This is a genomic window from Microbacterium sp. GCS4 (assembly GCF_001262495.1).
Classification (GTDB): domain Bacteria; phylum Actinomycetota; class Actinomycetes; order Actinomycetales; family Microbacteriaceae; genus Microbacterium.
Map to the genome: position 1 here is coordinate 201,211 of NZ_LGYE01000001.1, position 13,584 is coordinate 214,794.

General features: G+C 69.9%; 10 protein-coding genes. 5 read left to right on the top strand and 5 right to left on the bottom strand.

Going from position 1 to position 13,584, the window contains the following annotated elements; translation table 11 throughout:
- Positions 1–29: 29 nt before the first annotated feature.
- Positions 30–2,912: an aconitate hydratase gene (locus tag AKH00_RS01055; protein ID WP_200903776.1), complete on the top strand. Its 2,883-nt coding sequence runs from the start codon at positions 30–32 to the stop codon at positions 2,910–2,912.
- Positions 2,913–3,071: 159 nt separating this feature from the next.
- Complete coding sequence (gene dxs, locus AKH00_RS01060) at positions 3,072–5,012, top strand: 1-deoxy-D-xylulose-5-phosphate synthase (RefSeq protein ID WP_050720884.1); 1,941 nt, start codon at positions 3,072–3,074, stop codon at positions 5,010–5,012.
- Between the two features lie 110 nt (positions 5,013–5,122).
- Here the strand turns inward: dxs and AKH00_RS01065 are convergent, their stop codons facing one another.
- The 5 genes from AKH00_RS01065 to AKH00_RS01085 form a co-directional block, all read right to left on the bottom strand.
- On the bottom strand, positions 5,123–5,695 hold the full coding sequence (locus AKH00_RS01065) for a hypothetical protein (RefSeq protein ID WP_050720885.1): 573 nt from the start codon (positions 5,693–5,695) through the stop codon (positions 5,123–5,125).
- Positions 5,692–6,366, bottom strand: coding sequence for a TetR/AcrR family transcriptional regulator (locus AKH00_RS01070; protein WP_050720886.1), 675 nt, complete (start codon positions 6,364–6,366; stop codon positions 5,692–5,694). Before AKH00_RS01070 ends, AKH00_RS01065 begins: the two co-directional genes overlap by 4 nt.
- 62 nt (positions 6,367–6,428) lie before the next feature.
- Positions 6,429–7,124 carry an SPFH domain-containing protein gene (locus tag AKH00_RS01075; RefSeq protein WP_050720887.1) on the bottom strand — a complete coding sequence of 232 codons (696 nt, stop codon included), beginning with the start codon at positions 7,122–7,124 and terminating at the stop codon, positions 6,429–6,431.
- Positions 7,125–7,249: 125 nt separating this feature from the next.
- Positions 7,250–8,719: a glycerol-3-phosphate dehydrogenase/oxidase gene (locus tag AKH00_RS01080; protein ID WP_200903777.1), complete on the bottom strand. Its 1,470-nt coding sequence runs from the start codon at positions 8,717–8,719 to the stop codon at positions 7,250–7,252.
- Complete coding sequence (locus tag AKH00_RS01085) at positions 8,716–9,348, bottom strand: TetR/AcrR family transcriptional regulator (protein ID WP_050720888.1); 633 nt, start codon at positions 9,346–9,348, stop codon at positions 8,716–8,718. The genes AKH00_RS01080 and AKH00_RS01085 overlap by 4 nt, the downstream gene beginning before the upstream one ends.
- A 20-nt stretch (positions 9,349–9,368) precedes the next feature.
- On the opposite strand from AKH00_RS01085, the gene AKH00_RS01090 reads away from it, so the two are divergent.
- Genes AKH00_RS01090 through AKH00_RS01100 form a run of 3 tightly spaced genes read left to right on the top strand, consistent with a single transcriptional unit; the run spans position 9,369 to position 13,573 of the window.
- Positions 9,369–10,991, top strand: coding sequence for an FAD-binding oxidoreductase (locus AKH00_RS01090; protein WP_235556650.1), 1,623 nt, complete (start codon positions 9,369–9,371; stop codon positions 10,989–10,991).
- 1 nt (position 10,992) lies between these two features.
- The gene (locus AKH00_RS01095) at positions 10,993–11,919 is read left to right on the top strand and encodes a YegS/Rv2252/BmrU family lipid kinase (RefSeq protein ID WP_050720889.1); all 927 of its coding nucleotides are present in this window, start codon (positions 10,993–10,995) and stop codon (positions 11,917–11,919) included.
- Complete coding sequence (locus AKH00_RS01100) at positions 11,912–13,573, top strand: GMC oxidoreductase (protein ID WP_050720890.1); 1,662 nt, start codon at positions 11,912–11,914, stop codon at positions 13,571–13,573. Before AKH00_RS01095 ends, AKH00_RS01100 begins: the two co-directional genes overlap by 8 nt.
- Positions 13,574–13,584: the final 11 nt, after the last annotated feature.

Consider the following 13,584-nt stretch of genomic DNA (forward strand, 5'->3'; position numbering starts at 1 on the left):
CTAGCCGCAGGGGCTCGCTGGCGAGCAAGATGGAGGCGCCTGTCGCTCCCATCCGAATAGAAGGAGACGGATTCGTGTCCACGGTGAACAGCTTCGGTGCCCAGAGCACCCTGACGGTCGGCAGCACCGACTACGAGATCTTCCGCATCGACACGGTGCCCGGTTTCGACAAGCTCCCCTTCAGCCTCAAGGTGCTCCTCGAGAACCTGCTTCGCACCGAGGACGGCGCGAACGTCACGAAGGCGCAGATCGAGGCCCTCGGATCGTGGGATGCCGCGGCCGAGCCCAACACCGAGATCCAGTTCACGCCGGCGCGCGTAGTCATGCAGGACTTCACCGGTGTGCCCTGCATCGTCGACCTCGCCACCATGCGCGAGGCCGTCACGGCTCTCGGCGGCGACGCGAACAAGATCAACCCGCTCTCTCCCGCCGAGATGGTGATCGACCACTCCGTCATCGCCGACCTCTTCGGCTCGGAGAACGCGCTCGAGCGCAACGTCGAGATCGAGTACGAGCGCAACGGCGAGCGGTACCAGTTCCTGCGCTGGGGCCAGACGGCGTTCAGCGACTTCAAGGTCGTCCCGCCCGGCACCGGCATCGTGCACCAGGTGAACATCGAGCACCTGGCCAAGGTCATCTACGACCGCAACGTCGACGGCGTGCTGCGCGCCTACCCCGACACCTGCGTCGGCACCGACTCGCACACCACCATGGTCAACGGCCTGGGCGTGCTCGGCTGGGGCGTCGGCGGCATCGAGGCCGAGGCCGCGATGCTCGGCCAGCCCGTGTCGATGCTGATCCCGCGCGTCGTGGGCTTCAAGCTGTCCGGCGACATCCCCGCCGGTGTGACCGCGACCGACGTCGTGCTCACGATCACCGACATGCTGCGCAAGCACGGCGTCGTCGGCAAATTCGTCGAGTTCTACGGCGAGGGCGTCGCCTCGGTGCCGCTCGCCAACCGTGCGACCATCGGCAACATGTCGCCGGAGTTCGGCTCCACGGCCGCGATGTTCCCGATCGACGACGTGACCCTCGACTACCTGCGCCTCACCGGCCGCTCCGAGGAGGCCGTCGCGCTCGTCGAGGCGTACGCCAAGGAGCAGACGCTCTGGCACGACGCCTCGAAGGAGCCCGTCTTCAGCGAGTACCTCGAGCTCGACCTCGGCACCGTCGTGCCGTCGATCGCCGGCCCGAAGCGCCCGCAGGACCGCATCCTCCTCTCCGAGGCCAAGTCGCAGTTCGAGCAGGACATCCTCTCCTACGCGACGGCGTCGACGTCCGACGACGTCGTCGACCTCGAGTCGAAGCACTCCTTCCCGGCATCCGACCCCGGGGCCGTCCCCGGCGAGGAGGAGCCGCGCACGACGCGTCCTGTGCACATCAACAGCGGCGCCCCGGCGAACGCCTCCAAGCCCGTGCCGGTCACGACTCCCGAGGGCGAGAAGTACATCCTCGACAACGGCGCCGTCACGCTGGCCGCGATCACGTCGTGCACCAACACCTCGAACCCGTCGGTCATGATCGCCGCCGGTCTCGTGGCGCGCAAGGCTCTCGAGAAGGGCCTCAAGCAGAAGCCCTGGGTCAAGACGACGCTCGGTCCCGGCTCGAAGGTCGTCACCGACTACTACGAGAAGTCCGGTCTCGACAAGGACCTCGAGGGTCTCGGCTTCTACACGGTCGGCTACGGCTGCACGATCTGCATCGGAAACTCCGGACCGCTGATCGAGGAAGTGTCCGAGGCCATCAACTCGCACGACCTCGCCGTCACCGCAGTCCTCTCCGGCAACCGCAACTTCGAGGGCCGCATCAGCCCCGACGTGAAGATGAACTACCTCGCGAGCCCGCCGCTCGTGATCGCCTACGCCCTCGCCGGCTCGATGCACTTCGACTTCGAGAACGACGCGCTCGGCAAGGGCTCCGACGGTCAGGACGTGTTCCTCAAGGACATCTGGCCCACGCCCGACGAGGTGCAGGAGATCGTCGACTCGTCGATCTCGCGCGAGCAGTTCATCAAGCAGTACGCGACGGTCTTCGACGGCGACGAGCGCTGGCGCAGCCTGCCCACCCCGGAGGACGACACCTTCCAGTGGGACGAGAACTCGACGTACGTCCGCAAGGCGCCGTACTTCGACGGGATGACGATGGAGCTCACCCCAGTGAAGGACATCGAGGGTGCGCGCGTCATGGCGACGCTCGGCGACTCCGTCACCACCGACCACATCTCGCCCGCCGGCAACATCAAGCCCGGTACGCCCGCTGCGCAGTACCTCACCGAGCACGGCGTCGACCGCAAGGACTTCAACTCCTTCGGCTCGCGCCGAGGCAACCACGAGGTCATGATCCGCGGCACGTTCGCGAACATCCGCCTGAAGAACGTCATGGTCTCGGCCGTGAACGACGGTCAGGTCGTCGAGGGCGGTTACACCCGTGACTTCACGCAGCCCGGCGGCCCGCAGTCGTACATCTACGACGCGAGCATGAACTACCAGGAGCAGGGCACGCCGCTGGTGATCTTCGGCGGCAAGGAGTACGGCTCCGGTTCTTCGCGCGACTGGGCGGCCAAGGGCACGAGCCTCCTGGGCGTCAAGGCCGTCATCACTGAGAGCTTCGAGCGCATCCACCGCTCGAACCTCATCGGCATGGGGGTCGTCCCGCTGCAGTTCCCCGCCGGCGAGAGCTGGGAGTCGCTCGGCCTCGACGGCACCGAGATCGTGTCGATCACGGGCCTCGAGGAGCTGAACGAGGGCGTGACGCCGAAGACCGTCAAGGTCACCGCGACCCCGAGCGAGAACTCGCCCGAGGGTAAGCAGGTCGTCGAGTTCGACGCGGTCGTGCGCATCGACACCCCCGGTGAGGCGGACTACTACCGCAACGGCGGCATCCTGCAGTACGTGCTGCGTTCGCTGGTCTGAATCCCGTGACGAGAGGGGCTCGGTTCTTCGGAACCGGGCCCCTCTTCGCGTGTCAAGGGGGTATGTCGTCCCCGGCCCCTTCCATGCTGCCCGGGGTAGGATCGGACCTGCATCCGGACCGGAATCGGATGCTCATACGGTGCCTGTGAGGAGGTGCAGATGCCCATTCTCCGGAGCATCTCAGGACCCCGGGATCTCGACGCCCTGTCGGAGGACCAACTCGAGGAGCTGGCGGGCGAGATCCGTGAGTTCCTGGTCGAGAACGTCTCCCGCACGGGCGGGCACCTCGGTCCGAATCTCGGCGTCGTCGAGCTCACGATCGCGCTGCACCGCGTGTTCTCCTCCCCGGACGATCCGTTCATCTTCGACACCGGGCACCAGTCGTACGTGCACAAGCTGCTCACCGGACGTCAGGACTTCTCCTCGTTGCGCCTGCGCGGCGGCCTGGCCGGATACCCGCAGCGCGGCGAGAGCGCTCACGACGTCGTCGAGTCCTCGCACGCGTCGAGCTCGCTGAGCTGGGCCGACGGGGTGTCGCGTGCTCTCACGGCCACCGGACGCGCTGACCGCCACGTCGTCGCCGTGGTGGGAGACGGCGCCCTGACCGGGGGCATGACGTGGGAGGCGCTCAACAACATCTCCGACGACAACGACCGCAACCTCGTGATCGTCGTGAACGACAACGGGCGCTCGTACGCGCCGACCATCGGCGGCATGTCCCGCTACCTCAACCGCGTGCGCACCGCCGCGGCCTACAAGGACCTCCATCAGCGGTCCGACCGCTTCTTCCGCACCTTCGGCCCGGTCGGACGCGCCGTGTTCCGCGGTGTCCGTGGCGGCACGCACGGCTTCCTCTCGCGCTTCACGAACAACGAGGCGCTGTACTCGAACCTCGACATCAAGTACCTCGGCCCCGTCGACGGGCACGACCTCCCCGCGCTGATCGAGACGCTCGAGCTCGCGAAGTCCTACGGTGCTCCCGTGATCGTGCACGCGATCACCGAGAAGGGACGCGGCTACCAGCCGGCCCGTGACGATGAGGCCGACCAGTTCCACGCCGTCGGCAAGATCGACCCCGCGACGGGCGAGACGCTGTCCTCGGGCGGCCGCGGGTGGACCGACGTGTTCTCCGACGCGCTCGTCTCGGTGGGCGAGCGCCGTTCCGACGTGATCGCGATGACCGCGGCGATGCTCCGTCCGACCGGACTCGCACCCTTCGCCGAGCGGTTCCCCGACCGTGTGTACGACGTCGGCATCGCCGAACAGCACGCCGTGGCCTCGGCGGCCGGCCTCGCTTTCGGCGGCCTTCACCCCGTGGTCGCGCTGTACGCCACGTTCATGAACCGTGCGTTCGACCAGGTGCTCATGGACGTCGCCCTGCACCGCGCCGGCGTCACGTTCGTGCTCGACCGCGCGGGGGTCACGGGCCCCGACGGACCGAGCCACCACGGCATGTGGGACCTCGCGATGCTGCAGATCGTGCCGCACATCCGCATCGCAGCTCCCCGTGACGCTGTGCGCCTGCAGGAGGCGCTCGACGAGGCTGTGCTCGTCGACGACGCCCCCACCGTGATCCGCTTCCCGAAGGGCGACGTCGCCGCGGAGCTGCCCGCGATCGATCGTCTCGACGACGGCGTGGACGTTCTGGCGCGTGGCGAGTCGGAGGACGTCCTGATCGTCGGGATCGGGCCCTTCGCGGCTCTCGCCGTGGACGTCGCGGAGCGGTTGCGCGCGCAGGGCATCGGCGCGACCGTGATCGACCCGCGGTGGGCGATCCCCGTGCAGCCGTCGATCGTCGAGCTCGCGGCGCGGCACCGTCTCGTGATCACGCTGGAGGACGGCATCCGCGTCGGCGGCGTCGGCACCCGCGTGCGTCAGGTGCTGCGCGAAGCAGGCATCGACACGGCGGTCGATGAGCTGGGGCTTCCGGATGAGTTCATCGACCACGCCTCGCGCGACCAGATCCTCGCGGATGCGGGGCTCACCGCCCCGAAGATCGCGCAGGACGTCGTCGCGCAGGTGCTCGGCACCCGCATCCCGATGGCTCGTCAGTCGGGGGAGACCGGCGCGATCGAGTTCCCGTTGCACGAACGGGGTTGATCAGCGGGTACGGGATCCGCGACGATGCCGAGGCGGTCGCGCCGCGCTGCGGCGTAGGCATCCTCAAGCCGCGCGCGACGCGCCGTCAGCCACCGGCACGGCGTGCGCGTTCATGACGTCGTGGCATCCTCGACGACGGCATCCTCGTCCACTCGTGTGCGGATGAGCACGGCGTCCTTCCGCAGTGCTCGCCGGGCGCTGAGCCACCAGCCCAGCGGCGTCGCGATCGTGATCGCGACCGCCGGGGTCGCGATGAGGATCGTGTAGGTGTTCACCTCGGCGAGAGAGGGGATCACTCCGATGACCGTCAGGTAGAGCGCACCGATCGCGGCGCCCAGCACGGTGTAGGCCGTGACGTGCACGGGCATCGCACGCACACGGCGAAGTGCGAGGGCGATGGGGCGGACGAGGAGGATGCCGAACGGCACGATCACCAGCGAGACGATCGCGACGATCACCGAGATCACCAGGATCGCGAGGCCTGAGATCAGCCAGTCCGACCAGAGCGGCTGCGTGGCGGCCGGCAGGGCCCAGAGCATGCTCGCGAGGATCCCCACGGGCACGAGCCCACAGAACAGCAGCCAGGTGAGCAGGCCGCCGTTCAGCACCTCGTCGGTGCTGAAGGCCATCGGGCGCTCGGGAGTGCGGACCGACGGGTCCGGCGCATGCGGCTCGGGGGTCACGATCGCACCTCGGCGACCTGCACGAGGAGGTCGCGTACCGCGGAATGCACCCCGGGTACGCGGACGAACGGGAGCGCCAGCGCGAGCAGGCGCAGGCCCGTGGCGAGTAGCGTGCGCGTGTTCGTCTGGTCGGGGGACTGGTCGTAGGTCCAGCGGAGCACGAGGGCGAGATGTCCGACGAGCAACGCCTCGGGGAGCGGCGCGACGACGTCGTCGGGGAGTCGGTGCTGCGCCCCCTCCACGGCATCGCGGAAAAGCGCGACGGTCGTGTCGCGGGCGGGAGACGATTCGGTCGACAGGGGATTGAGCGGGGAGTCGGGCGGGATCATCGCCGTGAGAAACCCCGGGGCCACGGCGCGGTACGGTGCGAGCGCGTCCAGACCGCTCAGGTAGACGGTGCGCAGCCGGTCGACGAGCGCGGTCACGCCCTCGAGGCGCTCGCGCGCGAGATGCTCGTGCTCGCGCTGCACCTGCTCGTACAGCGCCTGCACGAGATGCTCCTTGGAGGGGAAGTAGTAGTAGGCGTTGCCGACCGAGACCCCGGCCTGCTCGGCGATGGACCGCATGGTCGTGTCGGTGTAGCCGCGAGTCGTGAAGGAGTCGATCGCCGCCGCGCTGATGCGTGCGCGCGTGCGGTCGCTCTTGCTGCCCCGCTCCTCGGTTTCGAACATGTTCAAAAACTACACCCGGTGGCGACGGACCGCCAACCCGACGGTCACTCGCGCCGTGAGGATCAGTTCAGCGCATGCAGGGCGGCGACGGCCTCCGCGCCGCGATCGCTGTCGCGGAGCGCCGTGGACAGGAGGTACCCGTCGGTGAGCGCGTCGCCCGTGACCATCACGCGCACGAGCTCGACGCCGCAGGCGCGACGCACCTCCTCGGCGCTGGCCGCGATCACCCGCGTGTTGATCTCGTCGTTGTGGGGGAGCTCAGCGCCGTCGAGCCCGCGGATCACGTCGCGCAGGGAGGCGCCGACGATGTTCGACGCCCGCTCCGTCACGTTCACGACGTCGAGTTCGAACACCCGAAGATCTCGCCCGTTCGGTATCGGTCGCCACTCGAACGATGCGTGCACGCGATGCTGGTGGCCGCTCGCGCCGGTCATCTCTCGGGCGGGAAGATCGGTCGCCCGGCAGCGCACGTCGACGAGCTTGTACCAGTAGAAGAGCGGGAACGCGCCGTGGGTTCCCGGGTGCAGCACGACGACCTCTCCCACCGCGCCACCGCGGTTCGTCGGGCGACGCGGCGGACGGTTGCGGATGATCGGCTTCCCGTTGCGGGTGCGGATCGCGGCCCACCCCTCGTCGACCGTGACCAGGAAGATCTTCAGCAGCGCGGGAACCACGAGCAGGATGGTGAGGATCGCCGTGCCGGTCTTGAACAGCCCCGACATCCCCTTGCCTCCGAGCATCGAGAGGATCATGTCCATGACTCCACTGTGCATGCTCGACGCTGTCGACACGGCCCAGAGGGGATGTCGTACGGCGGAGTTCACACGCTGTTCGATGCGCGTTCGCCGCTCCGCCTCCCGCTGGATACGGCATGCGAGGGAGGTCAGTCGTGCTCGGCGAGGATCTCCGCGACGATCGCCTCGACGACAGGGAGCAGGAGCGCCCGGTCCGTCTCGACGAGCCCCACGCGCGTCCGGCGATCCAGCACGTCGTCCGCCGTCAGAGCGCCCTCCGCCCGCACCGCGTAGTCGACCTCGGCGCGGGTGAGTGCGAGCCCCTCGAGAAGGGGAGCGGACGCCGTCGGCGCAGCGGTGTCGTGCGGTATGACGCGATCGACGAGGCGCAGGGTCGCCGTGCGGCTCGGCGTCGCGGGCAGACCGCGCAACCTCGCCGCGAGGTCGACCGCGTCCTCGGCCATGCGCCGATAGGTCGTGAGTTTTCCGCCGAGCACGTTGACGAACCCGCCGGCCGACTCCGCGGCCAGATGCCGTCGCGAGATGTCCGCGGTGGAATCGGCGCCCGAGTCCACCAGCGGTCGCAGGCCGGCGAACGCACCGCGCACACGGTCGCGCGACACCGGCGCGTCGAGCACGCGGTTCAGGGTGTCGAGCAGGAACGCGATCTCCGGCTCCGTGGGCGTTGCGACGTCCGGTACGGGACCGGGGGCGTCTTCGTCGGTCAGACCGACGATCACGCGACCGCCCTGCTGGGGCAGCGCGAACACGAAGCGACTGATCGAGCCCTCATGGGGGATGGTCAGGGCGGCGGTCGGGTGGCCGAGGTCGCGCGCGTCGAGGACGATGTGCGTTCCGCGGCTGGGGCGGATGGTGATGGCCTCGTCCAAACCGCCGGCCCAGGCACCCGTCGCGTTCACGACGCTGCGTGCACGGAAGTCGACCCGGGTCCCCGTGAGCGCGTCCTCGGCAGCGGCGCCGTCTGCGCGCAGCGACACCGCCCGCACTCGGGTGAGGATGCGCGCGCCGTGTGCCGCGGCGGTGCGGGCCACGGTGGCGACGAGGCGCGCGTCGTCGACCAGTTGGCCGTCGAACGAGAGCATCCCGCCTCGCAGACCCTGTGCAGCGAGCGCCGGCACGAGTGCTCGGGCGGTGCGTGCGGTGACGGGGCGCGGTGCGGGCAGGACGCGCCTGGACGTGCCGGCGCGCATGCGCAGCAGGTCGCCGAGCGCCATCCCCACCGCACCCGTCGCATGCTGCCGGAGGCTGACGCCCGGCACGAACGGCAGCAGCTGGCCGAGCGGCCGGATCAGGTGCGGAGCGATGGTCGTCATGAGCAGGTGGCGTTCGACCGCGCTCTCCCTCGCGGTCGCGACGTCACCGGTCGCCAGATAGCGCAGGCCGCCGTGCACGAGTTTCGAGCTGAAACGGCTCGTGCCGTAAGCGAGGTCCTGCGCCTCGATGAGCGTCACGGTGAGGCCGCGTGAGGCGGCGTCGAGCGCGACGCCTGCGCCGGTGATCCCGCCGCCGGCCACCAGCACATCGACGGTCTCGGATGCGGCGCGGTCGAGATCCACGGCCCGACGCGCGGCGTTGAGGTCGGGGGAGCCGGTGATCATGCGCGGAGCAGCCCGTCCAGTGCGGCACGCAGCTCCCGCTCCCAGGCGCTCTCGGAGACCAGGTCGGAGACCGTGCCGTGCGACAGCACCGCGGACTGGGCGAGGAGCAGCAGCATCACGGCCATCTCGGCGGGATCCTCGCGGCGCACATCGCCGTTCTCCTGAGCGGCGGCGATGGCGCGGGCGAGCCAGGCGAGGATGAGTCGCTGGCTCGAGCCCACCCGCTGCAGCGTGTAGCGCGTGAACGCCTCGGGTTCCTCGTCGAGGAGCCTCCCGTAGACGGGGTCTCTGCGGAAGAGCGCGGAGAAGCGGAGGACGTCGTCGACGAGGGCCTCACGGGAGCGGGACGGCTCCGGGAACTCCGCGACGATGCCCGCCACGCGCCGCAGCAGGGCAGCGCGCACGACGTCGTCGGCGTCGGTCCAGCTGCGATAGATCGTCGGGCGGCTGTGGCCGGCGCGGCGCGCGAGCTCGGCGATCGTCACGCCATGCACTCCGCGTCGCAGTATGAGCTCGTCAGCGGCGTCGAGGATGCGGATCTGCGTCGCGTCCCAGTGCGGGACGCGGTCGCGCGGCGGAACATCGTGCGACGAGAGCTCGACGGGCGTCACTGCTTGACGTTCTTCCATGATGTGTCACACTGTAACGCATGACCCACGGGAACGGCAGAGAGGCCGCGGACTCGGAGATGCGCTGGAACGGCTGGGGCGATCCGGCCCGGGCCAAGGACCTCCCACTGGCAGTGCGGACGCTGCTTCCCCTGCTGCTCGGACGGATCCGCAGGCCCGCCGCCGGCGTCGAACTCGCGGCGGTCGCACTCGCGGAGTCCGCGCTGGACGACGCCGACATCGCGGCATTCGCGGCCATCGTGGGCGCGCAGCACGTCACGACCGCTCACGATGCGCGCGTGCGCCACTCCGGCGGGCGCTCGACCCCCGATCTGCTGCGGCTCCGCGAGCACGAGCAGACCGCGCCCGACGGCGTCGTGCGCCCGGCTAGCCACGAGGAGGTCTCGGCGAGCCTGCGCGTGGCGGTCGAGCGCGGGATCGCCGTCATCCCGTTCGGCGGAGGCACCAGCGTCGTGGGAGCGCTCGACCCCGAACGCGGAGACCACCGCGCGGTCGTCAGCCTCGATCTGCGACGCCTTCGCGGCGTGCTGAGCGTCGACGGCGTCAGCGGCGAGGCCGTCATCGCGGCAGGCACGACCGGACCGGACGCCGAGGCGGAGCTCGCCCACCATGGCTACGAGCTCGGGCACTACCCGCAGAGCTTCCGATATGCGACGATCGGCGGCTTCGCCGCGGCGCGGTCCTCGGGGCAGAACTCGGCCGGGAACGGACGCTTCGACACCATGGTCACGGGCATCCGCGTCGCGACGCCGACGGGGGACCTCGCGCTCGGTCGCTCGCCCGGGTCCGCGGCCGGGCCCGATCTGGTCCGCGTCTTCCTCGGCTCCGAAGGGGTGTTCGGCGTGATCACCGAGGTCCGCGTGCGTGTGCATCCGATTCCCCGCGACCGGGTCTTCGAGTCGTGGACCTTTCCCGACTTCTCGAGCGGCGTCGACGCGCTGCGCCGGGTCGCGCAGGGAGGAGGCGGTCCCACGGTGATCCGTCTCTCGGACGAGGCGGAGACGGCAGTGAGCCTCGCACAGGTCGGACGGATCGGGAAGGCGCTCGCGAAGGGCGCCAGCGCGGTCACCGTCTACGAAGGCGACGGGATAGCCGAGAGGCGGGAACGCACGAGCGCGCTGCTGCGTGCCGCCGGCGGCACGTCCGCGGGGCAAGGCGCGTCGGAGGAGTGGCTCACCGGACGCTTCGACGGGCCGTATCTGCGTGACTCCCTGCTGGACGCGGGAGTGTTCTGCGAGACGCTCGAGACCGCAACCGTCTGGTCGAACCTGACGGCTCTGAAGGCCGCCGTCGAGAGCGCTCTGCGTGACGGCCTCTCCGCCGAGGGCGCGCGAGTGCACGTGATGTGCCATGTGTCGCATGTCTACCCGACCGGGGCGTCGCTGTACTTCACGGTGCTCGCGGGCATCCGAGCGGACCCGCTGCCGATCTGGGCGCGGGTCAAGGCACGGACCAATGACGCCATCATCGCCGCCGGCGGCACCATCAGCCACCATCACGCCGTCGGCCGCGATCATGCGCCCTGGCTCGAGAGGGAGATCGGCACCACCGGTGTGCGTATCCTCCGAGCGATCAAGCGCGAGCTCGATCCGACGGGCATCCTCAATCCCGGAGCGCTGATCCCCGTGGAGCGGACGCACTGAGATGGGAGCGCACATCGCCGTGCTGACCAACCCCTCTGCCGGCAAGGGACGCGCGCGGAGGGTCGCCGATGCGGTGGTCGAGCACTTGCGTCGGCGCCGCTCCGAGGTCCGCGTGTACGAGGGCGCGACCGCGGTCGAGACCAGGGAGCTCGCAGGCCAGGCGATCGCCGACCGACCCGACGCCCTCGTCGTGGTGGGCGGAGACGGCACGCTCTCCGGAATCCTCGACGATCTGATCCGTGGCGGGATCCCCGTCGTGCTCGTGCCCGCGGGGACGGGAAACGATCTCGCGCGGGCATTGGGGCTGCCGCGCCACGATCCGACCGCCGCCGTCGACGTCGCACTCGACGGTGCCGTCCGCAGGATCGACGTCGGCGAGGTGCGCTCCGGGGGATCCGCCTCCGCCTTCCTCACGATCGCGGCCCTCGGCTTCGATGCGAAGGTGAGCGAGCGCACGAACGTGCTGCGGTGGCCGCACGGAGCGCTGCGCTACTACCTCGCACTCGTGATCGAGTTGGCGCGGCTGCGTCCGCTGTCGTTCGCCGTGGCGGTCGACGGCGGTGCGCGACAAGAGCGGCCGGGCACGCTGATCGCGGTCGGGAACACCCCGAGCTACGGCGGCGGAATGCCGGTGTGCGTCGGCGCCGATCCGGCGGACGGGATGCTGGACCTCGTCGAGGTCGCCCCGATCGGCCGTCTCCGACTGCTGCGGCTGTTCCCGCTTCTTCTGAAGGGCAGGCATCTGGCCCGCCCGGAGGTCGCCCACCGCCGTGCGCGCTCGGTGACCGTGAGCGCTCCCGGTCTGGTCGTCTACGCGGATGGCGAGCGTCTCGGCGAGGACGAGTGCACCATCACGGTGCGTCCCCGCGCGTTGGCGATCCTGCTGCCGCACGATCAGCCGGCCGGACGGGAGCGCGAGGATGACTGAGCGTCAGGCCACGGCATCCGATCCCGGATTCGACGATGACGTCGTGATCGTGGGCTCGGGGTTCGGCGGATCGGTCGCAGCACTGCGCCTGGTCGAGAAGGGCTACCGCGTCCGTGTGATCGAGGCCGGACGACGCTTCGAGGACCGGGACTTCGCGAAGACGAACTGGGATGTACGCCGATACCTGTGGGCGCCGCTGCTCGGCTGCTTCGGTGTGCAGCGGATCCACCGGTTGCCGCACGTCATGATCCTCGCGGGAGCCGGCGTCGGCGGCGGTTCCCTCAACTACGCGAACACCCTGTACCAGCCCGGCGCCGCCTTCTTCACGGACCCGCAGTGGGGAGCGGTGCGCGAGTGGGAGTCCGAGCTCGCTCCGCACTACACGACCGCGAAACGGATGCTGGGCGTCGTGGAACAGTACCCGCACATCGGGCCGGTCGAGCGGATCATGGCCGGCGCCGCCGAGGACCTCGGGGTCTCGGACACCTTCCGCAGAGCACCGGTCGGCGTGTGGTTCGGCCGACCCGGAGAGACGGTCTCCGATCCGTTCTTCGGGGGCGAGGGACCGGATCGCACGGGCTGCACGATGTGCGGCAACTGCATGGTCGGATGCCGGGTCGGCGCGAAGAACACGCTCATGAAGAACTACCTCGCACTCGCCGAGCGCCGCGGTGCCGTGATAGAGCCGCTCCGGACGGTCGTCGAGGTGCGTGCGCTCGACAGTGGGGGATTCGCTGTCACGACGCAGCGCAGTGGGGCGTGGGTGCGCCGCGCGCGCCGCACGGTGCGTGCGAGGCAGGTCGTGCTGGCCGCCGGGACCTGGGGCACGCAGCAGCTCCTGCACCGGATGAAGGCCAGTGGGGCACTGCCGCATGTCTCGAGCGCCCTCGGACGATTGACGCGCACCAATTCCGAGGCTCTGGACGGGGCCGTGGCCACCCGGGTGCCCGAGAGCCTCGAGCTCGCACGCGGTGTCGCGATCACGACCTCGTTCCACGTCGACGACCGCACGCACGTCGAGAACGTGCGCTACGGTCCGGGGTCGAACCTCATGGGCGCTCTCGCGACGATCATGGTACCGGGCGACCTCCCATTCGTGCGTCGTGTCGCTGTCCTCTTCCGTCGCGCCCTCCGGGCACCGTTGCGGCAGCTGCGTCTCGGTTCGCTCCGCCGGTGGAGCGAGCGCGGCATCATCGCGCTCGTGATGCAGACGGCCGACAACTCGCTCACGCTGTCGCTGCGACGTCGATTCGGACGGCAGGTGCTCACGAGTGCGCAGGGGCATGGCGAACCCAATCCCCGTCACCTGCCTCAGGCGCACCGTGCGTCGGAGGCGATCGCGCGCCGGGTGCAGCTCGAGGGCGGCGTCCCGGCCGAGGCGAGAGGCTCCTGGCCCGAGGTCTTCGGCATCCCGCTCACGGCGCACTTCCTCGGCGGCGCGGTGATTTCGGCCTCGCCCGCCGACGGCGTGGTCGACGAGTACCACCGGGTGTGGGGGCATCCGGATCTGCACGTCGTGGACGGCGCCGCGGTGCCCGCCAATCCTGGGGTGAATCCCTCTCTCACCATCACCGCGCTCGCAGAGCGGGCGATGTCGTACTGGCCGCGGAACGGCGAGCACGACGAGAGGCCTGAACAGCGTCCCGGGGTGTGAAACGCCCCACC